We start from the raw sequence: 22,213 nt of genomic DNA on the forward strand, positions 1-22,213 counted from the left end.
AGCGTTTTACGTTCAAAAAACCCACTTTGTGCCACTTTCCGCCACTTGCGCACACTATAGGAATGCGCCCACCACACCGTCAAGGCGCGGATTCAAGGAAAAGCCTTACAGAACGGAGATTTAGGAAGGTAAAAGGAGGAGAAACGAGAGTTTGACGGCAATTTTGACTCAACAACGCCAAATAGCTCAAAGAGCTAGGGCTTAAAGTTAAAGTAATTTATTAAGAGTAAGATTTTTTCGGTATTACGAAGACGCATCTGCTGATGATTCAGCAGGGAGGGATTCTCGCGTTACTACCAGGTTCCTGCCCGAGATTCGGACAGAAGGAAAAAAGGTGGAGAGTCGATCTATAAGCCGGGTTCTGTCTTGAACAGTCATTCGTCTACGATGGCCATCACTGGACATCTTTAGCAACCTACCCGGTCCCAGCGCGGGCCACGCCTTGGGACCCTATTTGGTCTTGCTCCAAGTGGGGTTTACCTAGCCACGAACTGTTGCCAGTCGTGCGGTGCGCTCTTACCGCACCTTTTCACCCTTACCGGTACCGAAGTACTTAGGCGGTTATTTTCTGTGGCACTTTCCGTAGGCTCACGCCTCCCAGGCATTACCTGGCACTTCGCCCTATGGAGCCCGGACTTTCCTCCCCCCTCTAATTTTCATAGAAGGCAGCGACTGTCCAATCGACTCTCCGCCGCGCAGGTTAACGGCACGGCGGCGTTAGAACAAGTATTAAAAGACACTAATGCCATCATGTTCAGACGGAGTGCAGGCTGGAACCCGGAACTATTCGCCCTTTTGTTTATCAAGCGCGGCTTGATACAACACGTTCTTGCGCACACCGGTAATTTCCGCAGCCAGGGCCGCCGCACGCTTCAATGGCATCTCCTTGAGCAGCAGATCCAGAATGCGCATTGCCTCGCTGCCGACCGCATCTTCACTTTCCGGCGCCGACCAGCCCGCTACCAGTACCACGCATTCCCCGCGCTGCTGATTGCTGTCGCCCTCAACAAACGCGCGCAGTTCTTCCAGCGGCAGCCCCTTGAGGGTTTCGAAGGTCTTGGTGATTTCCCGCGCCAGCAAGGCCTGGCGATCGCCGCCGAATACCAGCTCCATGTCCTGCAGGCATTCGAGGATGCGGTGCGGGGCTTCGTAGAAGATCAGCGTGCGCGGCTCTTCTTTCACCAGTTCCAGGCGCACCCGACGACCAACAGCCTTGGCCGGCAGGAAGCCTTCAAAGATAAACCGGTCCGACGGCAGGCCGGCTGCAGACAATGCAGCAATCAGCGCGCACGCTCCCGGAACAGGCACTACATTGATACCAGCGGCCCGCGCCTGGCGAACCAGGTGGTAGCCAGGGTCGGAAATCAGCGGCGTCCCCGCATCGGAGATCAATGCCACATCATCGCCCGCCAACAAACGGGTGATAAAACGACTGCCTTCTTCACGCTCGTTATGTTCATGGCACGCGGCCAAGGGTGTTGGAATGCCAAAATGCTGCATCAACCGCTGGGAGTGCCGAGTGTCTTCGGCGGCGATCAGCTTAACGTCACGCAGTACTTTCAATGCGCGCGCACTGATGTCGTCCAGGTTGCCAATGGGCGTCGCCACGACAAAAAGCGAGCCAGCAGTGGAATTCAAAGGACCTGGAGCAGTCAAAGCGCACACCTCTATGATTTGCAAAAGCCACATTGTAGCGCGTAGACGCCTTGAATATATGCCCTCGGGGCAAGCTCCATTTCAGCCAACTGTAGGCTCTTGCAACATTTACACGACCTAAATAGACGGTTTCACGCCAGTAACATCGCGCCCCGGCCAGTGCTTGGGTACAATTCCACGCTAATTTGATCGGTATCAGGAACACTTACATGATCGCTTGCCTGCGGCTGTTCTCTGCCCTCTGCCTCGCTGCCCTGTTGGCGGCTTGCGCCAGCTCGCCCTCGTCCAGCCTTGGCGACCTCCCCCGGACCCCGGATGCCAGCATCGAGCAACTGCTCGAACAGGCGACTTCGGCCAAGACTCCGGAAAAAGCCGCGCTGTTGCGCTTGAGTGCGGCTGACCTGGCGTTCCACCAAAACAACCCGGGACGCTCGGCGCAGATTCTTGCCCAAGTGCCACTGGACGTCCTGAAACCGGCGGCGCAGGTATTTGCCAGCACCCTGTCGGCTGAACTGGCGATGGCCCGCAACCAGCCCAAGGCCGCGTTGACGGCGTTGAACCACCCAAGCCTGCAAAACCTGAAGGAGCTGCCGCCTGAACAGCAGATCCGTACCGGTACCGTGCATGCTCGTGCTTATGAAGCCGACGGCCAGACCCTGGCCGCCGCTCGCGAGCGTGTTGCCATGGCTCCGCTGCTGACGGGCGACGCCTACAAAAGCAACCACGAAGCCATCTGGGTATTGATTGCAGCCTTGCCTGCCGATCAGCTGCAAGCCAGCGGCAACCCGACGCTGGACGGCTGGATCAGCTTGGCCCAGGCGGTCAAGAGCGCCGGCACTCTGGAACAACAGCAAACGGCCATCGACACCTGGCGCGCCCAGAACCCGGGCCACCCGGCGGCCTCGCAATTGCCGCAGCCGTTGACCAAGCTCAAGGAACTGGCCAGCCAGCCGCTGAACAAGATCGCCCTGCTGCTGCCGCAGGAAGGTCCGCTGGCCGGCGTTGCCAAGGCGCTGCGCGAAGGTTTCATGGCCGCGCACTACCAGGCTGAACAAGCCGGGCAGAAGCCGCCGGTGATCGAGTTCTACGACAGCTCCCGCCTGACCTCCATCGATGACTTCTACGCCAAGGCACAAGCTGCTGGCGTGCAACTGGTGGTCGGCCCCCTGGAGAAACCGCTGGTCAAGCAACTCAGCGCTCGCCCGCAATTGCCAATCACCACCCTCGCCCTGAACTACAGCGAAGCCGACCAGAACCCGGCGCAACTGTTCCAGTTCGGCCTGGCCGCTGAAGACGAAGCCCGTGAAGTGTCCCGTCGCGCCCGTGCCGATGGCCTGCACCGCGCCGCCGCCATGGTGCCGAGAGGCGAATGGGGCGAGCGCGTCTACAAAGCCTTCCGTCAGGATTGGGAAGCCAATGGCGGCACCGTGGTAGGCGTCGAGTACGTTGACCAGCCGGTAGCCCTGGCCCAGCAGATCGCCGACCTGTTCCAGTTGCGCAAAAGTGAAGGCCGCGCCAAGAGCCTGCAAAGCACTGTAGGTTCGGATGTATCCGCCCAGCCGTCGCGCCGCCAGGACATCGAGTTCATCTTCCTGGCCGTCACGCCGCAACTGGCCCAGCAGATCAAGCCGACCCTGAACTTCCAATACGCTGGCGACGTGCCGGTGTATGCGACGTCCCACGTGTTCAGCGCCAGTGGCGACAAAAACCAGTACCTGGACATGACCAACGTGATGTTCTGCGAGACGCCTTGGCTCCTGAACACCACCGACCCGCTGCGCAACCAGGTCGCCGCCCAATGGCCACAAGCCAACGGCAGCCTCGGCCGTCTGTACGCGATGGGTGTGGATGCCTACCGCCTGGCGCCGCGCCTGGGGCAACTCAAGGCACTGCCGGACACTCGCGTTGACGGCCTGTCGGGCAACCTGGGCGTCAGCGCCAACCAGCGCGTCGACCGCCAGATGCCATGGGCCAAGTTCGTCGGTGGCGAGATCCAGCGCCTGCCTGATACCCCGCGCTGATGCCTGAGCGGTCAAGCGCACAAAGCGGCAAGGACGCCGAACTTCAAGCTCTCGAGTACCTGCAACAACAAGGTCTGCGCCTTCTGGCGCAGAACTGGTTATGCAAGCGCGGCGAGCTTGATCTGGTCATGCTTGACGGCGATACAGTAGTATTTGTCGAAGTCCGCTACAGAAAACACGCACAATGGGGTGGTGCGCTCGCCAGTATCGACGGGCGCAAGCGCCAGAAGCTGATACTCGCCGCGCAGTTTTTCCTGCTCAAAGAGCGTCGCTGGGCCGATCATCCCTGCCGTTTCGATGTGGTTGCCATAGAAAGCACTCCCCGGGGAACAGCCGATCTGAACTGGCTGCAAGATGCCTTTGACAGCTGATTCGCCGGACATCTACACCGCACACTTTTGCTCTTTGCTTTGCGGGCTGCACATTCCTGTGCCAAACAGCCGCGCTACTTAAGGTCACACAGATGGACATGCAATCCCGAATTCGCCAGCTTTTCCAGGCCAGTATCGATACCAAGCAACAGGCGATGGACGTACTTGCACCGCACATCGAGCAAGCCAGTCAGGTCATGGTCAACGCCTTGCTCAACGAAGGCAAAATGCTTTCGTGCGGCAACGGCGGTTCGGCCGGCGATGCCCAGCATTTCTCCTCCGAGCTGCTCAACCGCTTCGAGCGTGAGCGCCCGAGCCTGCCGGCCATCGCCTTGACCACCGACACCTCGACGATCACCTCGATCGCCAACGACTACAGCTACAACGAAATTTTCTCCAAACAGATTCGCGCCCTTGGCCAGCCGGGTGACGTACTGCTGGCGATCTCCACCAGCGGTAACTCGGCGAACATTATTCAAGCGATCCAGGCCGCACATGATCGTGAAATGATTGTCGTAGCATTGACCGGACGCGACGGCGGCGGCATGGCTTCGCTGCTGCTGCCCGAAGACGTGGAAATTCGCGTCCCGGCCAATGTCACCGCACGTATTCAGGAAGTCCATCTGCTGGCGATCCACTGCCTGTGCGATCTGATCGACAGCCAACTGTTCGGGAGTGAAGAATGACCGTTAAACGCCTTAGCCTATTGGCAATCACGCTGTGCCTAGGCATCAGCGGCTGCAGTTCGGTAATCGAAGCAAGCCGCGACACGCCCATCCAGGACGATAAAGGCACCCGTACTTTCGGCAGCAAAATCGATGACTCGCTGATCGAAACCAAAGTATCCGTCAACGTTTCCAAGGCCGCTCCGGACCTGGGCAACGGTGCGTCGCGCATCGTGGTCGTCAGCTTCAACGGCGTGGTACTGCTCACCGGGCAAACCCCGCGTGCCGACCTCAAGGCCCAGGCTGAACAAGCCGCCTCCGCCGTACAACGGGTCAAGAAAGTCCACAATGAATTGCAGGTGATGGAGCCGATCACGCTGCTGGCGATCAGCAACGATGCGCTGCTGACCACCAAGATCAAGACCCAGATGCTGACCGACAGTGCGATCCCCGGCTCGCGGATCAAGATCGTCACTGATAACGGCATCGTCTACATGATGGGCCTGCTGACCCAGGCAGAAGCCACCCGCTCTGCCAACCTGGTACAAAGTGTGTCGGGCGTACAGAAGATTGTGAAGGTGTTCGAATACATCGACTGATGTCATCAACGACCACAAAAAAGGGCGCCGTGCATTGATTGCACGGCGCCCTTTTTATTGGCTGGCGGTTACTGGTACTGCTGGTACGGGTTGCCTTGGAACTGGTTGTTCTGTTGCGGCGCCTGTTGCTGCTGGGCGCCCGGCTGACCGTATTGCTGGCCAGGAATCGGACCCAGGTTAACCTCTACGCGACGGTTCTGGGCACGGCCATTGACGTCAGCGTTGCTGGCAATCGGGTTATCCGGGCCGGCACCGCGAGCAGTCAGGTTGGTCGGGCTGACACCCTGGGACGTCAGGTAATTAGCCACGCTCTGCGCACGACGCTGGGACAGGTCCATGTTGAGCTGGCGGCTGCCGGTGCTGTCGGTGTAGCCAACGATCTGGATGGTGTTCTGGTTGAACTGCTTGAGGGAGTTCGCCAGGTTGTTCAGCGGCGTGTAGAAGCTGCTGGAGATCGCATCCGAGTTGGTGGCGAAGGTGATGTTACCCGGCATGATCAGCTTGATCTGATCGCCCTGGCGCTGCACTTCAACCCCGGTATTGGCCATGCTTTCGCGCAGTTTCTTTTCCTGCTGGTCCGCGTAGTAGCCATAGCCGGCAGCGCCGAGGCCGGCGATAGCGCCACCGATCAGCGCGCCCTTGCCGCGGTTGTTGTGGTCAATGGCGGCACCTGCCAGCGCACCGGCCAGGGCCCCCAGGCCACCGTATTTGGCGGTTTTGCTGATGCCGCCCTCTGAACCATTATTCGCCTGTCCCTGGCTGCCGTCATAAGGATTAGGTGAAGCGCAGCCGGACAACAAGGCTACGGCGGTAGCGACAACAAGCAGACGACGAGAAGTGAACATGAAGGAAGCTCCTACTTTTGCATTCTGTGATGCAGAGGACATTGGCAATGGACCTGTGCCGAGCTTGGAACACGACAAACGGCAAAAATTCCATGTCCGGTCACCGGTGTGCACAGTCAAACCCTAGCAGAGACTTGCTGAACGGTAATTGTCATTTTTTCTATAAGTTTCGTCCGATAGTCGCCATTTGGTATCCGAAAAACTACCCCGGTTTCCCTTCACGCCCGCACGAACGGATTCTCACGCATTTCATCTCCCAGGCGCGTGTCCGGACCATGCCCCGCCACCACAACCGCCGTCTCATCCAGGGTGTAGAGCCGTTGCTTGATCGAACGCACGATGGTCGCCTGGTCTCCGCCCCACAAATCCGTACGCCCGACGCCACGCCGAAACAGGGTGTCGCCGGCAATCAGCAACTTCGCATCGGCGAACCAGAAACTCATTGAGCCCGGTGTGTGTCCAGGTGTGTGCAAGGCGACCCCACAACCGCAGGCCAGCTCCTCTTCATCCTCCAGCCAGCGATCCGGCGGCGGCACGGGTGTGTACGGCACGCGGAACATCTGGCACTGCATTTCCAGGTTGTCCCACAGAAACTGGTCTTCCTTGTGCAGGTGCAACGTGGCGCCGGTCTTTTCCTTCAACTGCCCGGAAGCCAGGAAGTGATCCAGATGGGCGTGGGTGTGAATAATGCTGACGACCTTCAGGCCCAGCGCATCGAGGCGCGCCAGGATCAACTCGTGATTGCCGCCCGGATCGACCACGATGGCTTTCTTGGTGACGGGGTCGCCGATAATTGTGCAGTTGCACTGCAACGGGCCAACCGGGAAGGTTTCGCGGATCAGCGCGGGGGACTGAATATTCATGGCTATTCCTGCAAATTCGAAGACACACTCTTGGGCACAGTATGTTCGACGAGACGCCCGATCCGAAAGCACCCGCAAGTGCACGGGTATCAAACCAGCCAACTGCTAAGCTACTCTGGCGCCAGACGTACAACGCGCAACCTATAGCGCTTGGAGTGGGACTCGTGGCGACCCTCAGCCCATTGATCATCTGTGAACACTGCGATTGCGTGTACGAAAAAGTCACGCTCGGCAAACATCAGAAAACCCTCTGCACCCGATGCGCTGGCGTGCTCCAGCGCTATAACGGGCTGTCGGTGGAACAACGCCTGGCGCTGACCCTGACTGCCGCCATGCTGTGGGTTTTCGCCAACTTCTACCCGGTAATGAGCATCAGCCTGCAAGGCCTGAAAAGCAGCGCCACCTTATGGGACTCCGTGGTTGCGCTGGCCCAGGGCCCGATTACCTTTATCGCGCTGGTGGCGGCGATCTCCATCATCATCGCTCCAGTCTTCCAGTTGCTGCTGCTGATGTGGGTGCTGGGCTTTGCGATGAAGGGCAGGCGCTCACCGGCGTTCAAAGTCTGCATGCGCTGGCTCGAAGCCCTCCGGCCCTGGAGCATGCTGGAAGTTTGCCTGCTGGGCGCGATGGTGGCGGTGTTCAAGCTCGCCGGGATGCTGGATGTGTTGCCTGGCACCGGCCTGTTTGCCCTGGCGGCGCTCAGCCTGTTGCTGATCCGCATTGCCGGGCGCGATATTCGCGACCTGTGGGACACCTTATGAACCGGCCACCGACCGCCAGCGAGCTGAACCTGTGCCTGTGCCACAGCTGCGGCCAGGCCTGTGACACCCGCGCCACCCCCGATGCGTGCGAACGCTGTGATGCGCCCTTGCACCGGCGCAAGGTCCACTCATTGACCCGCACCTGGGCCTACATGCTGACGGCACTGGCGTTTTACGTCCCCGCCAACCTGCTGCCGGTGATGAACACCTCGATGCTCGGCTCCGGCGCCGACAGCACCATCATGAGTGGCGTGCTGGAGTTCTGGCAGCACGGCGCCTGGGACATTGCCCTGATCATTTTCATCGCCAGCATCGCGGTGCCGGGTATCAAGTTCGTTGCGCTGACCCTGCTGCTGGTCACCGTGCAACGCAATAACCAGTGGGCACGCAAGCAGCGCTCGAAGCTGTTTCGCTTCGTCGAGGTGATTGGCTATTGGTCGATGCTGGATGTCATCGTAGTGGCGCTGGTGGCGGCCCTGGTGCGGTTCCAGGCCCTGGGTACCATCGAGCCACGTTTGGGTATTCTGTTCTTTGGCCTGGTGGTGGTGTTCACCATGCTCTCGGCAATGAGTTTCGACCCCCGCCTGATCTGGGAAAACCCCCACAACGAGGAGATGCCGGATGGCGTCGCAAACCACTGACAAACCGCTGCCCCCCGGCCAACCCGCGATCAAGACAGGGCGCTTCAGCGTTTCGCTGGTGTGGATAGTGCCGATTGTCGCGGTGCTGGTGGGCATTTCGCTGGTGGTGCACAGCATCCTTCAGCAAGGGCCGAGCATCACCATTACCTTCAAGACCGGCAGCGGCCTGACCGCCAACAAGACCGACGTCAAATACCGCAATGTGGTGATCGGCCAGGTGACTGACGTGGAGTTGAGCGATGACCAGAAAAGCGTCAACGCCACGATCGAACTGTCCAAGCAGGCTGAAAGCTTCACCCGGGAAGACTCGCAATTCTGGGTGGTGCGCCCGCGTATTGGCGCGGGCGGCGTTTCCGGCATCGACACGCTGCTCTCCGGGGATTACATCGGCGCCGACATCGGCCAGTCCGATACCCGCGCCAACCGCTTCACAGGCCTGGAAAACCCGCCGCCCATCACCTATGGCGAGCCTGGCAAGCGCTTCACCTTGCACACCCAGGATTTGGGCTCGCTGGACATCGGCTCCCCGGTCTATTACCGCAAAATCCCCGTCGGCCAGGTGGTGGCCTATGCCTTGGACACCGACGGCAAAGGCGTGAACATCGATGTGTTCGTGCATGCGCCGAATGACGCCTACGTCACCGAGAACACCCGGTTCTGGAACGCCAGCGGGATTGACGTGAGTGTTGGCGCCAATGGGTTTGCGCTGAAAACCGAATCCTTGTCCTCGATGCTGGTAGGCGGCATCGCTTTCCTGGCCCCGCCGTACAGCCCCAACGACAAACCGGCAGGTGAGGAGCACTCCTATGAACTGTTCGCCGACCAGCAATCCGCGCTGGCACCGCCCAATGGCAAGGGGCAATACCTGAACCTGCGTTTCGATCAAGCCTTGCGCGGGCTCACCGTCGGTGCGCCGGTGGAGTTCCTGGGCATCGAGTTTGGCAAAGTGGTGTCGATCAACCTGGATTTCGACGAGAAAAAACGTAGCTTCCCGGTGAACGTCGGCATCGTGATTTACCCGCAACGCCTCGGCGAAGCCAACACCAAAATGCTCACAGTCCTGAAGCATGACCCTAACGATGAGGCCGGCGGCGTGCGCCTGATGGGCAACTTCATTGAACACGGCCTGCGGGCCCAGGCTCGCAGCGGCAACCTGCTCACCGGCCAGTTGTACATCGCCTTGGACTTCTTCCCCAAGGCCGAAAAAGTCGTCTTTGACCCAAACCAGCGCCCCGTCAATATTCCAACCATCCCCGGCAACCTGGAACAACTGCAGGAAAAACTCGAAGGCATCGTCAACAAGATCAACCAACTGCCGATCGAGCGGATTGCCGGCAACCTCGACGGGAGCCTGGTCGAATTGCGCAAAAGCCTCGGTCAGGTCAACGCCAAGACACTCCCGCGCGTGCAGAACACTCTGGCCGACGTGAGTAAAACCTTGCAGTCAGCCAGGTCGACCCTGGCCGAGGATTCGCCGCAACGGGAGCAGTTGACCCAGACGCTGGATGAACTGAGCCGCATGTCGCGCTCCCTGCGAGAGCTTTCGGATTACCTGGCACGCCATCCCGAATCCCTGATTCGTGGTCGCCCCGACAACGCTGCGCCATCGGACCTGCAAGGGCCACCGCGCAAATGACCACAGGAGCAACCACCATGGCCTTCCCGCTGAAGATCACGCTGCTCGCCGGGTTGCTGCTGCTTGCGGCGTGCCGCAGCGAGCCGATTCAATTTCACACCCTGACGCCGGTGCATCGCAGCAATGCGTCCCTGACCGCGGGGGGTGAAATCCGCATTGAAAGCATTACGGTGCCGCCGCAGGTCGACCGGCCGCAGATTGTCATCCGCCAGGGCGACAGCGGCGTGGCGATTCTTGAGACGCAATGGTGGGCCGCCAGCCTGGTGGATGAGCTGCGCAGCGCGCTGGTGGACCAACTCGCCAGCAACCGGAAAAACCTGGCGGTGCGTATTGAAGTACAGCGCTTTGACTCGATCCCCGGGCAGTACGCCCTGCTCGACGTCAAATGGCGACTGCGCCAGACGGGCACAGACGAACGCACGCCGCTGACGTGTCGCACGGTGGTGCAGTCGCCATCCGGCCCAACCATTGATGACCTGGTGATCGCTCAGCAAAACAACGTCAAACGGTTTGCCGCACTGCTCAGCCAGGCCGCCGACAAGTTACCGAGTGAATGCCCTGCCGCGCAGTAAACATCGAGCCAAGGATTGAGCCATGCGCACATTCTGGAAATGGTATTTGCAACTGCTGGAAAATGATTTCAGCACTCAGGTCTTCGACAATGTGAAGAACCTGCTGGTGTGTGCGCTGCTGTTTGCCGCGGGTACCAACGCGCTGTCCGGGAAGCATGAGCTGTTCCTCGGCGTCCTGGCGTCAAGCGTGGCCGGTTGGGGCTTGATCGTGGTTTCCACCTTGCTGATGGTGCTGAATGTCAGCGACGGAATCCGCAGGCTGGCCAAGCTTCGTTATCACTTGGTGCTTCAGCTGCTGCTGATCCTGGTTTATGTGCTGGTAGCAGAGCGCGTGGTGGAAATCGTTTGGGGCTTCCGGTCCCATTGATCGATGTGCCTACCCCAACAACCCCATCTCCTGCGCCCGCGCCACCGCCTGCGTGCGCCGCTCCACACCGAGCTTGCTGTTGATATGGCTGGCGTGGGTTTTCACGGTGTGCAGGGAGATAAACAGTTGATTGCTGATCTCCTGGTTCGAGCAACCCTGGGCGATCAGGTGCAGCACCGCCAGTTCGCGGGAGCTTAGGGTTTCAAGGGTGTGTGGGGTTTCAACCACCGCAACATCCGGCAAGCGTGCCAGCAGGCTCTGGTTCATCTGACCATAGGGATCCCGCAAAAGCTGCTCCCGCGTCCAGTCGGGATAGCGCTCCAGCAAGCGCTGAAAGGGTTGCATCGCGCCACCGGCAGCCGCTGCAAGCGCGCGGGCAAACACGGGGCGGGCCAGCGCTTCCTGACCACCGTCCAACAGCAACTGCGCCTGCTGGGTCAGCGCCATCAGGCTGATCATCTGCCGGCCGCTGTTATGGGCCTGGTGCGCCAGTTCGTCGAGCCGTTGCAGTGAGGCCGCCGGCTGATGCCGGATGGCGTCGAGCGCTGCCTGTTGCAGCTCGATATGTTGCGGAAGGTGCGGGTGAAACTCCGGCGCGGCCGCGGCCTGTTCACCGTTGTACGTTTGCCCCAGCCGTGTCAGCCAGGCGTCGGCCAGGTCGGTGCGACCCTGGGCCAGCCAGAGTTCGCATTTGACCAGGGTGATCATCGCCAGGTAGAAAATCGGCGGCACGTCCCAGATGTGCATCAAGCGCTCGGCCTCGGCCAGTTCGGCAAAGGCCATGGGAAAGTCGCCACGGCGACCTTCGAAGCTGGCGATCACGCAATGACCGATCAGCACGCTGATATCCCGGCAGGCCCGCGCCTCAGCCAGACCGGCACGCAGGCGAGCCAGCCCGGCTTCAGGCTGGCAACGCACCAGCAGCAGATAACCTTCGTACAGCGCCAAGCGGGCACGCACCGCATACAGGCGTTGCGGCGCGAGGCCCTGCAAGCGTTGCAGGCCCTGACGCACTTCATCCAGAGAGCGCAGGATCTCGCCACGGGCTTGTAGCACCCGCGCCCGGTCGTAATGGGCCAATGCCTCGAACAACGGATTGCCGACGCGCTGCGCCAGCTCCAGGGACTCTCGGTTCAAGCCACGGGCGCGCCACAGGTCAGCATCGACGATGGCCAGGTTGGACAGGGTCGACAGGCACATCAACCGCTGGCCATAGCGTTTGTGCGGCAGGCTTTCCAGGGCCTCGCTGCAGTACAGCTGGGTCAACTCGCGGTCGCCACGCCCTCGGGCAATGATCCCGCTGAGGGCCAGCCATTGGGCCAACATCGACTTTTGCGCGGTGGCTGACGGCGCCGGCAGAAAGCGGCTGAGATGGCTGGCCAACTCTTGCGCCGCGTCCAGTTGGCAGGCCAACCCCAACGCCCAGCTGTAGAGCACGATCAGACGGGGCGTGCTCATCAACAGACTGTCGGGCAAGTCCATTTTCCAGCGCAGCAACATGCCGACGTTTTGCTCCGCCAGCAGTTGCTCTTCGGAGAGGTTCTGCACCAGGTTTGCCGCCACATCCAGGTGACCGGCCCGCAACGCCTGCTCCACCGCCTCATCGATCAAGCCCTGGGCATTGAACCAGCGACAGGCCCGCAGGTGCAGGCTGGCAGCCGGCAACACGGCATTACTCGCGCGCCGAGTGCGCAGCAGGTCGGAAAACAGATGGTGATAACGGTACCAGTGGCCCTGTTCGTCCAGCGGGACCAGGAATACCTGGTGGGCCTGCAGGTAGCGCAGGATTTCGGTGCTGTCGTGGGCTTCGCGCACGGCGTCGCACAGTTCGCTGCAAAAGCGCTCCTGGGACGCGGTGTCGTAGAGAAACGCCTGGACTTCCGCTGGCAGGCAGTCGATGACTTCCTCGAGCAGGTAATCGCGGATCAGCCCTTCCCCGCCGTGCAGGCCTTGGGGCAAGGCGCCTTCGCTGCCGGCTTCGGAGGCCGCCAGCAGCCAGAAACGCAGGCCGGCGACCCAGCCTTCACTGCGTCGGATCAAGTTATCCAGGGCTTCGCCGCGCAATGAACTGCTGTGGCGATCCAGCAGGGCCAGAGATTCGGCGTGAGTCAGGCGCAGGTCCTGCTCGTTCAGCTCCAGCAAATGCCGGGACAGGCGCAAGCGCGCCAGGTGCCAGTCGGGGCGCTGACGGCTGGTGACCAGCACCAACAGGCCGTCGGGCAGATGGTTGAGGAAAAATTGCAGGCAGCGGTCGAGTACCGGCCCCTGGGCCAAATGGTAGTCATCCAGCACCAGCAACAGCGGCGCCTGGGTCGACAGGTGCACCGTCAGTTCATCCAGCAGGCCGTCGAGCCACTCTTCAAACGCAAAAGGTTGATGGCGCTGGCGCATTTTCAGCAAGCCCAGGGACTGGGCGCCTAACTGCGGGAAGTATTGCTGCAAGCCGTCGAGCAGGCGTTCAAGGAAACGTCCCGGGTCGTTATCTCGGGGGCTGAGCCCCAACCACAGGCTTTGCCAGTGGGCCGGCAGGCTTTGGCAGAACTCCACCGCCAGCGAACTCTTGCCGAACCCGGCCGGTGCACTGACCAGCAACAGACGCCCGGCCAAACCTTCACTCAGCCGTTCGCACAGGCGCGGTCGCAACACGTAGCCGTCAGGCAGTGGGGGTCGATAGAAGCGCCCTTCCAGGGTCGGAATGACCGCGCTGGCAGGCCCTTGAATTCGGGACAGATCAGTCATCGCCGGGCTCTTGTAGAAGGCTGTTGTCGGCATTGCAGATGTCCGCAGACTAGCGGTAAAAGCGGCAGCTTTGTAGATCTTTGCAACAATTGTCTGAAAAAGACTACAACAAAAAATATCCGGACTTCTTCTGGAACGACCGACACTCTGTGGTGAGGGAGCTTGCTCCCGCTGGAGTGCGCAGCGCTCCCGTTTTTGGGGCTGCTACGCAGCCCAGCGGGAGCAAGCTCCCTCGCCACAGTGGTCCCGCAAAAAAAAGCCCCGAACCAGTCGGGGCTTCTTTCGAGGATGCGGCCTCTGTTACAGCAGGTTAGCGAACACCATCCTGGCGCAGGGCCGCCGGGGTGAAGTCGCTGGTGGTGGCGGTGAAACCGAAGTCATAGGCCTGCTTCTCTTCGTTCTTCATGCCCAGTGCCAGGTAGCGGCCGGACTGCAGGTCGTAGAGGGTTTCGAGGGCGTACCACGGCACTTGCTTGTCGTAGTAGTTCTCGGCATGGGCTTCAGCCACGCGCCACAGTTGGCCACGACCGTCGTAGTGGTCGATCACCGCAGCTTGCCAGGTGTCTTCGTCGATGAAGAAGTCACGCTTGGCGTAAATGTGGCGCTGGCCTTCCTTCAGGGTTGCAACCACATGCCACACACGACGCAGCTCGTAGCGCGCCAGGTCCTGGTTGATGTGGCCGGCCTTGATGATGTCGACATACTTGAGCTTCGGATCGTCGAGTTTGTAGCTGTTTTCGGCGATGTAGAGCTCTTTCTTGCCTTCCAGTTTCCAGTCGTAGCGGTCTGGCGCACCGTTGAACATGTCGAGGTTGTCGGAAGTACGCAGGCCGTCGGCGGCGGTACCCGGACCGTCATACGACACTTGCGGTGCCCGGCGCACACGGCGCTGGCCGGCGTTGTAGACCCACGCCGAACGCGGTTCCTTCACCTGGTCGAGGGTTTCGTGCACCAGCAGCACACCACCGGCCAGACGTGCCGGCGCGGTCACTTGCTGCTTGAAGTAGAACAGGATGTTGCCCGGGTTTTTCGGGTCGTAGTCCTTCATCTTGTCGCGGAACACGAACTGGTCGCGGAAGTACACCAGGCTGAACGAGCCGTTGGTTTGCGGCGTAGCCTGGGTCACCAGGCGGGTCACGCTGCCACCACGATAGCGGGTGATGTGGTTCCAGATGACTTCCACGCCGCTTTTCGGAATCGGGAACGGTACGGCGGTTTCGAAGTTTTCCAGGCCGTTGCCGCCAGACACCAGGTTGGTGCTGGTGGCGTTTTTCTTGATGGCGGCGAACACATCAGCCGGCACCGTGGCGCCGCGATGGGTCGGGTAGACCGGCATCTTGAAGGTGTCCGGGTAGCGCTTGAACATCGCGTACTGCCCCGGCGCCAGCTTGTCCTTGTACTGCTCGACGTTCTGCGCGGTGATGGTGAATTGCGGTTGTTCGCTGGCGTACGGGTTGGCCAGGAAGCCACGGGCATCCACGGCGCCGGCATTGGTTGGCAGTGGCGACCATTTAGGGATGGTGCCGGCCGCGTTGCCGGCCATTTCAGCGCCCATCGGGGTCAGGGTCGTGCCGAGCTTGGCGGCTTCATCGGCCGAGACAGCGGCCATGACGCTACCCGCCATGATCGACAGCCCCAGCACACCCACCTGCAACAGATTTTTAGTTATTTTCATGTTCTGGTTCTTCCTGAAAACATACTGCTTAAAGAGAGTGTGCTTAGAAGTTCACGCCAGCGCTCAAGGCGATGAAGTCACGGTCATCCACCGTGGTGAATTTGCCGCCAAAGAAGTTGGTGTAGTTGAGGCTGACGGTGTAGGTGTTCTGGTACTCGGCATCGACACCCAGGCTGACGGCCTTGCGACCCTCTTCGAAGTTGCCGCCAGGACCTGGCGAGTAGCCTTTGACGTCATGGGACCACGCCACGTTGGGCTTGAGGTTCACACCGGCGAAGACATCCGGGTATTCCCAGATAGCACGGGCGCGGTAGCCCCAGGAGGTGGCCGTGGTGTAACCATCGTTGTTGCAGTTGGTGTTCAGGCCAGCGGCATTCGGCAGACCAGCGCCGTTGGCCGTCGAGTTGTTAAGGGCGTTACAGAAGCCGCCTGGCAGCGTGCCAGGACCGAACACCGGATCACGGCCATAACGCGCCTCGGATTTGCTTTCCAGGCCACCGACGTGGGTCACGCCAATTTCACCGACCGTGGTCAAACGGCTGGCGCCCATGACCTGGTCAAAGAAGTGCGTAAAGGTGGTCTGGAACTGCGTAACTTCCTTGCGGTTATAGCCATGCAAGTCCTGACCGGGGCTGCCCTTGAGCACCGAGGCATTCCCGAAGCCCGGGATCGGCGTGACACCCGCATAGAGAATGTCGGTGGTGCTGAGCTGGACTGGCGCGTTTGGCCGATAGCTCAACTCACCGCTCCAGGCGGTACCGGTAGGCAGCGTGGTGGAGAAGCTCAAGCCGTACAGGCGGATGTCTTCAGGGTACTCAATGAAGTAGTTGGAACTGCCCGCAACAATCAGCGGCCGCAGCGCACCCAGTGGCCCCAGAGGCCGGGTATAGGCCGATGCTGGCGCGCCTTGCGCGCTGAAGATCGGCGCACGGCTGTGGTAGTTCATGAAGTAGGCGCCGAACTCGGTGTCCAGCGGCTCGAAGTTGTAGTGCATCGCCACACCGAACTGGCCGCTGTCGCGGGCGTCCCGGTCCGGCCCACGGCGCACCAGCACACCTTCGTTGTTCACATCCACGCCAAGAGCGTTCAGGGTAGGCAGTGCCGCGCCTGGAATGGTCGAGCGCTTGTTCAGCACCCGCAGGTTGTTGCTGCAACCGTCGGAAACCACGTCCGGCTGCGAGAAGAACGTGCCGCAGTTGTCGGTTACCGTCTGGTCCCATTCCAACTGATAGAACGCTTCTGCCGACAAGTTATCGGTCAGCGTCTGCGACACGTAGAACATGTTGACCGGGATCAGGCCCTCCTTGATCTCGGCCCCGGGACGACGGAATGCGGACACGTCGATCGGGTTGATGGAGTTGATGCCCCCACCGATGAACGTACTCTCACCCCAGCTCACCACCTGCTTGCCGAACCGCACGTTACCGGGCTGATCGGCAATGGTGTAGTTGTGATAGACGAATGCATCGAGAATCTGCCCGCCAGAAGACTTGGCGCCCTCTTTGCGGTTGTTGTTGCTGACATTCTTGAAGTCCAGGTCTTCGTTTTGCAGCGCGAAGTCATACCAGTACTTGCCCCGGACAAACACGCCGGTGTCGCCGTATTTCAACTCAAGGTCATGGATACCCTTGAAGATCTTCGAGAAGGAATCACCTTTGTCGAAGTTCAGGTGACCGTCATCAGAGGTTTGCGACAACCCCCTGCCGCCGTTGTTGGCACCGATCAGGTCTTTGTTGCGACCCGCCGTCGACCAGCTGGCCCCGACCGACAGGGACGAATCAAAGCTGCCTTCGATTTCACCGATGTTGAAACTGACGCCGAATGCAGGCCCGGCGAGCGTAGAGGCGAGGCTGACGGCCAAAGGCAGTTTTGCCCGGCGCCAGAACTGGTTTGCTGAGATCATCGACGCTACTCCATGTGCATTATTGTTATGGCAGTGAGTCGTTTCCAAGAGCTTGTAACGGCCGGAATACAACGATTCCAATGCCGGGCGAACACATGAACCCGCCGGGTTCACAGCACCGCACCTTGAAAAACTCTGGGATGAACTATAGCCAGCAGGGGGTACCGCTTGATCCCTCTAAAGTGTGATTTGCATCACCAACCCGTCTGCCACAGTCCTTTTCGCCATGCTGACGAAGGTCAGCGACGGAAGGATGGCTGAAAATTGGCAAATCACAAGTGAAGGCTCGGAATAGAGCGCCGCCGTGCCCGCGAGGGCACGGCAAGCAGTGTCAGAGGGTAGAGAGGAAGGTGCTGTTGTTCGCTTGCCATTCGATGATGTCGATACGGATACGTTTTTTGTCGAGCTTGCCGACGCTGGTCTTGGGAATTTCCGTAACAACGGCGATCTGGCTTGGAATCGCCCACTTGCTCAAGTGGCCCAATTCCACAAATGGCTTGAGATGTTCCTTGAGCTCCTTGGCCCCTATCACATGGCCATCACGCACCACCAGCAACGCAAACGGGCGCTCGCCCCACTGCGGGTCGGCAATCCCCACCACCGCTACTTCGCGTACCGCCGGGTGACGGCTGACCAGGTCTTCCAACGCCAGGGACGAGATCCACTCGCCGCCAGTCTTGATCACATCCTTGATGCGGTCGCGAATATCGATCACGCCAAACGCGTCGAGGGTGGCCACATCACCTGTGTGCATCCAGCCGCCGGCCCAGAGCTCCGCGCCCTTTTCCGGCTCGTTGAAGTAGCCTTCGCTGAGCCACGGTGCGCGCAGTACCAATTCGCCTTGGGATTCACCGTCGGCGGGCAGGAAGTTGCCGTCGCCATCGATGATCGCCGCTTCCACCAAAGGCCCGGGCACGCCGGCCTTGATGCGATAGGTGGTGCGTTCGTCTTCGGTACCGGCCATCAATTCTTCATTGAGGTGTGCGCAGGACACCAGCGGCCCGGTCTCGGACATGCCGTACGCTGCCGTCAGTTGAATCCCACGGGCCTTGGATGCTTCATACAGCGAACGATTGAGCGCGCTGCCGCCGATGACGATTTTCCAGCCGCTGAAATCCACGCCCTGGCCAGCCTTGGCGTTGAGCACCATTTGCAGGATGGTCGGCACGCAATGGGAGAACGTGACCTTCTCTTTGCGCCACAGCTCCACCAGGTATTCGGGGTCGTAGCGGCCAGGATAAACCTGCTTCAGGCCGAGCATGGTCGCCACATAGGGCAAGCCCCAGGCGTGCACATGGAACATCGGGGTGATCGGCATGTAGACGTCGTTGGTGCCCAGCAGGCGCACGCTGTCGACGCTGCCCATGATGGTCGCCACGCCCATGGTGTGCAGCACCAGTTGGCGATGAGTGAAATACACGCCTTTGGGATTGCCGGTGGTGCCGGTGGTGTAGAAGGTGGTGGCGACGGAGTTTTCGTCGAAATCCTGGAAGTCGTACCGCGGGCTTGCTGCTGCCAATAACGTTTCGTACTCACCCACGAGGTTGGGCAGCTCGGCGGTTTTGTCCGCGCCGTCGGTGAGCAACAGCGTTTTGTCGACGGTGGTGAGGTGGCCGGCGATGGCCTGGTAGAGCCCCACAAACTCGCTGTTGACCAGCACAAAGCGGTCCTCGGCGTGGTTCATGGTGTACAGAATCTGCTCCGGCGACAGGCGCACGTTGATGGTGTGGATAACTGCGCCAATCATCGGAATGGCAAACATGCATTCCAGGTAGCGGTGGCTGTCCCAGTCCATCACGGCCACGGTGTCGCCGGCCTTGACCCCAGCCTCGGTCAGCACATTGGCCAGGCGGGCGACGCGCTCGATCAGAGTCGGATAGGTATAACGCAACTGGTCGCGGTAGACGATTTCCCGGGTTTTTTCGTAGCGTGTCCCGGACATCAACAGGCGTTTGATCAACAGCGGGTATTGGTAGGCGCCTTCGGCGGGCGGGATAACACGAGTCTGCAACATACGAATCCCTTATCTGACTGCACGGTCTTGGCTGAAACATCTGCACTGTAGAGCGCTTATGTTTCAGCCAAATCAGCCAAAGGAATGATTTGCAGAACCCAATGAATACTAGCTTTGCGCCAGCATCCGGCTTATTTCATGCTGGTAAACGCCAGCTTCACACCGATGGCAATCAGCACCGCGCCCATCGTCCGATCAAACCAATGCCCCATGCGTGCAAACCCGGCACGCACGCGTTGCTGGCTGAACAGCATCGCCACCAGGCAAAACCAGATCGCGGTCGCCACGGCCAGGTACAGCCCGTAACCGGCCTGGATCGCCAGCGGCGTGTGGGGGTTGATCACCACGGTGAACAGCGACAGGAAGAACAGCGTGGCCTTGGGGTTCAAGCCGTTGGTGACGAAACCCGAGGTGAACGCGCCACGGGCGGTGCGCTCGCCCACTTCAAGGTGCAGGTCTTCTTCACTGGCAGGCTTGGCCGGCTGGGCGCGCAGGGCCTTGAAGCCGATGTACAGCAGGTAGGCCGCCGCCGCCCATTTCAATGCGTTGAACAGCACAATGGACTGGGACACGATCAAGCCGATGCCCAGCAGCGAATACCCTACGTGCAGGAAAATCGCCGACCCGACGCCCAATGCCGTCCAGGTGCCGGCGCGCCGGCCATGGGTCACGCTTTCACGTACCACCACGGCGAAGTCCGGGCCAGGGCTGGCCACCGCCAACAGGTGAATCAGTGCCACGGTCAAGAACTCGGTGAGGTACATGCACACTCCAGGAAGTAACTGATTATTTCATCTGATAGGCTCGGCAGATTACGCCTTCGAACCTCGCCGCAAAAGGTACAGTTGATAATGAACAATCGCCGCGCCGTCTTCCTTGATCACCCTTCCCTGGACCTCGGGGACCTGGACCTCAACGGGTTGCGGGCACTCTTCAGCGAACTGAGCCTGCACCAGCAGACCACACCCGAAAACATTATCGAACGCTTGCAAGGCGCGCAGGTGGCCATCAGCAACAAGATCGCGCTGAATGCCGAGACCCTGGCGGCCTGCCCCGAGCTGAAGCTGATCCTGGTCACCGCCACCGGCACCAACAACGTCGACCTCGACGCCGCCCGCGCCCACGGCGTTACCGTGAGCAATTGCCAGGGTTACGGCACGCCGTCGGTGGCGCAGCATACGATCATGCTGTTGCTCAATCTGGCGACGCGCTTGAACGACTATCAGCGGGATGTGCAAGCGGGGCTCTGGCAAAAAGCCAAGCAGTTCTGCCTGCTGGACCATCCGATCGTCGAGCTGGAAGGCAAAACCCTCGGCCTGCTGGGCCATGGTGAGTTGGGCGGCGCCGTTGCGCGCCTGGCTGAAGCCTTCGGTATGCGCGTGATCCTGGGTGCGATTCCAGGCCGCCCGGCCCGCGCCGATCGCGTGCCGCTGGACGAACTGCTGGCGCAGGTCGACGCGCTGACCCTGCACTGCCCGCTCAACGAGCACACCCGTGACTTTATCGGTGCCCGTGAACTCGCCTTGCTCAAGCCCGGCGCCTTCATCGTCAACACGGCCCGCGGTGGCCTGATCAATGAACAAGCCTTGGCCGATGCCCTGCGTAGCGGTCATCTGGGCGGCGCGGCGACCGATGTGTTGAGCGTGGAACCCCCGGTCAACGGCAACCCGTTGCTGGCCGGCGACATCCCGCGCTTGATCGTCACGCCCCACAACGCCTGGGGCAGCCGCGAAGCCCGGCAGCGGATCGTCGGCCAATTGATCGAAAACGCTCAGGGCTTTTTCAGCGGCGCCCCGCTGCGCGTCGTCAGTTGATAAACTGCGCCCCTTTTCAAGGAGCAGACCATGGATCCGCGCAGTGAAGTACTGCTTCGCCAGGCCGAACTTTTTCAAGGCGACGTGCTGCTGGTGGGCTTGCCCGCCGACGACCTGCTGGGCCGCCTGCCCAACGCCCATGGCTGGAGCTGGCACGCCGGCGACCAGGCCGCGCTGGACGCGCGTTTTGCCGAGCGCAGCCAGTTCGGCGTGAACGTGCCCGAGCGTTCGTTCGACACGGCGGTGGTGTTCCTGCCCAAGTCCAAGGACCTGACCGACTACCTGCTCAATGCCGTGGCGGCGCGTTTGCCCGGCAAAGAGTTGTACCTGGTCGGGGAAAAGAAAGGCGGTATCGAAAGTGCTGCCAAGCAACTGAACCCGTTCGGCAAACCGCGCAAGCTCGACAATGCGCGGCACTGCCAGTTGTGGCTGGTCACGGTGGCCAATGCCCCCGAGCCGGTTGAGCTGGAAAGCCTGGCGCAGGTGTTCGAGGTGCCGCTGGCTGAAGGGCCGCTCAAGGTGGTGAGCCTGCCGGGCGTGTTCAGCCACGGTCGCCTGGACCGCGGCACTGCGCTGTTGCTGGAACATCTGGACAAGTTGCCAAGCGGTCACTTGCTGGATTTCGGTTGTGGGGCTGGCGTGCTTGGGGCCGCAGTGAAACGTCGCTATCCGCATAACACGGTGACGATGCTCGACGTGGATGCCTTTGCTGCCGCCAGCAGTCGCCTCACCTTGGCGGCCAACGGCTTGGAAGCCGAGGTGTTGACCGGTGATGGCATCGACGCAGCACCGATGAATCTGAACACGATTTTGAGCAACCCGCCATTCCATGTCGGGGTGCACACCGATTATTTCGCCACCGAGAACTTGCTGCGAAAAGCAGCCAAACATCTGGCAAAAGGCGGCGAACTGCGACTGGTGGCGAATAGCTTCCTGAAGTATCAGCCGCTGATCGAAGAGCATCTTGGCGTGTGCGCAATCAAGGCAGAAGGCCAGGGTTTTCGCATTTACCGTGCCAAGCGCGGCTGAAATCTTTTTCCAAAAGAAGGCTTGCCGAATGGATTTTGCCTA

The 22,213-nt window shown here is 60.5% G+C and carries 19 protein-coding genes and 1 other RNA gene; 11 read left to right on the forward strand and 9 right to left on the reverse strand.

The window, feature by feature from the left end:
- Nucleotides 1-334 precede the first annotated feature (334 nt).
- Nucleotides 335-688, reverse strand: an RNA gene (gene rnpB / locus SNL23_RS22175) — RNase P RNA component class A.
- A gap of 95 nt (nt 689-783) precedes the next feature.
- Entirely contained in the window at nt 784-1,689 is a 906-nt protein-coding gene (gene rsmI, locus SNL23_RS22180; protein WP_318303525.1) for a 16S rRNA (cytidine(1402)-2'-O)-methyltransferase, read from the reverse strand.
- Between the two features lie 176 nt (nt 1,690-1,865).
- On the opposite strand from rsmI, the gene SNL23_RS22185 reads away from it, so the two are divergent.
- The 4 genes from SNL23_RS22185 to SNL23_RS22200 all read left to right on the forward strand — a co-directional run bounded on the left by SNL23_RS22185 (nt 1,866) and on the right by SNL23_RS22200 (nt 5,312).
- Nucleotides 1,866-3,677, forward strand: a complete 1,812-nt coding sequence (locus tag SNL23_RS22185) for a penicillin-binding protein activator (RefSeq protein ID WP_318303526.1) — start codon at nt 1,866-1,868, stop codon at nt 3,675-3,677.
- Complete coding sequence (locus SNL23_RS22190) at nt 3,677-4,048, forward strand: YraN family protein (RefSeq protein ID WP_076014393.1); 372 nt, start codon at nt 3,677-3,679, stop codon at nt 4,046-4,048. The genes SNL23_RS22185 and SNL23_RS22190 overlap by 1 nt, the downstream gene beginning before the upstream one ends.
- 92 nt (nt 4,049-4,140) lie before the next feature.
- The gene (locus tag SNL23_RS22195; RefSeq protein ID WP_003216190.1) at nt 4,141-4,734 is read left to right on the forward strand and encodes a phosphoheptose isomerase; all 594 of its coding nucleotides are present in this window, start codon (nt 4,141-4,143) and stop codon (nt 4,732-4,734) included.
- The gene (locus SNL23_RS22200; RefSeq protein ID WP_318303527.1) at nt 4,731-5,312 is read left to right on the forward strand and encodes a BON domain-containing protein; all 582 of its coding nucleotides are present in this window, start codon (nt 4,731-4,733) and stop codon (nt 5,310-5,312) included. The genes SNL23_RS22195 and SNL23_RS22200 overlap by 4 nt, the downstream gene beginning before the upstream one ends.
- Before the next feature lie 68 nt (nt 5,313-5,380).
- Here SNL23_RS22200 and SNL23_RS22205 read toward each other — a convergent pair whose 3' ends face one another.
- Both SNL23_RS22205 and SNL23_RS22210 read right to left on the reverse strand, forming a co-directional pair.
- Entirely contained in the window at nt 5,381-6,157 is a 777-nt protein-coding gene (locus SNL23_RS22205; protein WP_318303528.1) for an OmpA family protein, read from the reverse strand.
- 218 nt (nt 6,158-6,375) lie between these two features.
- Nucleotides 6,376-7,020, reverse strand: coding sequence for an MBL fold metallo-hydrolase (locus tag SNL23_RS22210; RefSeq protein ID WP_076014396.1), 645 nt, complete (start codon nt 7,018-7,020; stop codon nt 6,376-6,378).
- A 164-nt stretch (nt 7,021-7,184) separates the two neighbouring features.
- Between SNL23_RS22210 and SNL23_RS22215 the strand changes: the two genes are divergently transcribed.
- The 5 genes from SNL23_RS22215 to SNL23_RS22235 are packed head-to-tail and all read left to right on the forward strand — an operon-like array spanning nt 7,185 to nt 10,997.
- On the forward strand, nt 7,185-7,781 hold the full coding sequence (locus tag SNL23_RS22215; RefSeq protein ID WP_318303529.1) for a paraquat-inducible protein A: 597 nt from the start codon (nt 7,185-7,187) through the stop codon (nt 7,779-7,781).
- On the forward strand, nt 7,778-8,422 hold the full coding sequence (locus SNL23_RS22220; RefSeq protein WP_318303531.1) for a paraquat-inducible protein A: 645 nt from the start codon (nt 7,778-7,780) through the stop codon (nt 8,420-8,422). Before SNL23_RS22215 ends, SNL23_RS22220 begins: the two co-directional genes overlap by 4 nt.
- On the forward strand, nt 8,403-10,058 hold the full coding sequence (locus tag SNL23_RS22225; protein ID WP_318303533.1) for a PqiB family protein: 1,656 nt from the start codon (nt 8,403-8,405) through the stop codon (nt 10,056-10,058). Before SNL23_RS22220 ends, SNL23_RS22225 begins: the two co-directional genes overlap by 20 nt.
- 17 nt (nt 10,059-10,075) lie before the next feature.
- Entirely contained in the window at nt 10,076-10,630 is a 555-nt protein-coding gene (locus SNL23_RS22230) for a PqiC family protein (RefSeq protein ID WP_076014400.1), read from the forward strand.
- A 22-nt stretch (nt 10,631-10,652) separates the two neighbouring features.
- The gene (locus SNL23_RS22235) at nt 10,653-10,997 is read left to right on the forward strand and encodes a hypothetical protein (RefSeq protein ID WP_076014401.1); all 345 of its coding nucleotides are present in this window, start codon (nt 10,653-10,655) and stop codon (nt 10,995-10,997) included.
- Nucleotides 10,998-11,006: 9 nt separating this feature from the next.
- Here the strand turns inward: SNL23_RS22235 and SNL23_RS22240 are convergent, their stop codons facing one another.
- The 5 genes from SNL23_RS22240 to SNL23_RS22260 all read right to left on the reverse strand — a co-directional run bounded on the left by SNL23_RS22240 (nt 11,007) and on the right by SNL23_RS22260 (nt 20,092).
- Nucleotides 11,007-13,736, reverse strand: a complete 2,730-nt coding sequence (locus tag SNL23_RS22240; protein WP_318303535.1) for a LuxR C-terminal-related transcriptional regulator — start codon at nt 13,734-13,736, stop codon at nt 11,007-11,009.
- A gap of 310 nt (nt 13,737-14,046) precedes the next feature.
- Nucleotides 14,047-15,411 (reverse strand): DUF1329 domain-containing protein, encoded by a 1,365-nt coding sequence (locus SNL23_RS22245; RefSeq protein WP_008434250.1) that lies wholly within the window; start codon nt 15,409-15,411, stop codon nt 14,047-14,049.
- A 43-nt stretch (nt 15,412-15,454) separates the two neighbouring features.
- The gene (locus SNL23_RS22250) at nt 15,455-17,314 is read right to left on the reverse strand and encodes a DUF1302 domain-containing protein (protein WP_318303537.1); all 1,860 of its coding nucleotides are present in this window, start codon (nt 17,312-17,314) and stop codon (nt 15,455-15,457) included.
- A gap of 331 nt (nt 17,315-17,645) precedes the next feature.
- Nucleotides 17,646-19,328 carry a fatty acid--CoA ligase gene (locus tag SNL23_RS22255; protein ID WP_167662891.1) on the reverse strand — a complete coding sequence of 561 codons (1,683 nt, stop codon included), beginning with the start codon at nt 19,326-19,328 and terminating at the stop codon, nt 17,646-17,648.
- 131 nt (nt 19,329-19,459) lie between these two features.
- The gene (locus tag SNL23_RS22260) at nt 19,460-20,092 is read right to left on the reverse strand and encodes a LysE family translocator (RefSeq protein ID WP_063027187.1); all 633 of its coding nucleotides are present in this window, start codon (nt 20,090-20,092) and stop codon (nt 19,460-19,462) included.
- An 84-nt stretch (nt 20,093-20,176) separates the two neighbouring features.
- On the opposite strand from SNL23_RS22260, the gene SNL23_RS22265 reads away from it, so the two are divergent.
- Together SNL23_RS22265 and SNL23_RS22270 are read left to right on the forward strand one after the other, a co-directional pair.
- Nucleotides 20,177-21,142, forward strand: a complete 966-nt coding sequence (locus SNL23_RS22265; RefSeq protein WP_318303571.1) for a 2-hydroxyacid dehydrogenase — start codon at nt 20,177-20,179, stop codon at nt 21,140-21,142.
- A 30-nt stretch (nt 21,143-21,172) separates the two neighbouring features.
- Complete coding sequence (locus tag SNL23_RS22270) at nt 21,173-22,171, forward strand: class I SAM-dependent methyltransferase (RefSeq protein WP_063027185.1); 999 nt, start codon at nt 21,173-21,175, stop codon at nt 22,169-22,171.
- Nucleotides 22,172-22,213 lie beyond the last annotated feature (42 nt).

This window comes from Pseudomonas sp. SED1 (assembly GCF_034044025.1).
Lineage (GTDB): Bacteria > Pseudomonadota > Gammaproteobacteria > Pseudomonadales > Pseudomonadaceae > Aquipseudomonas.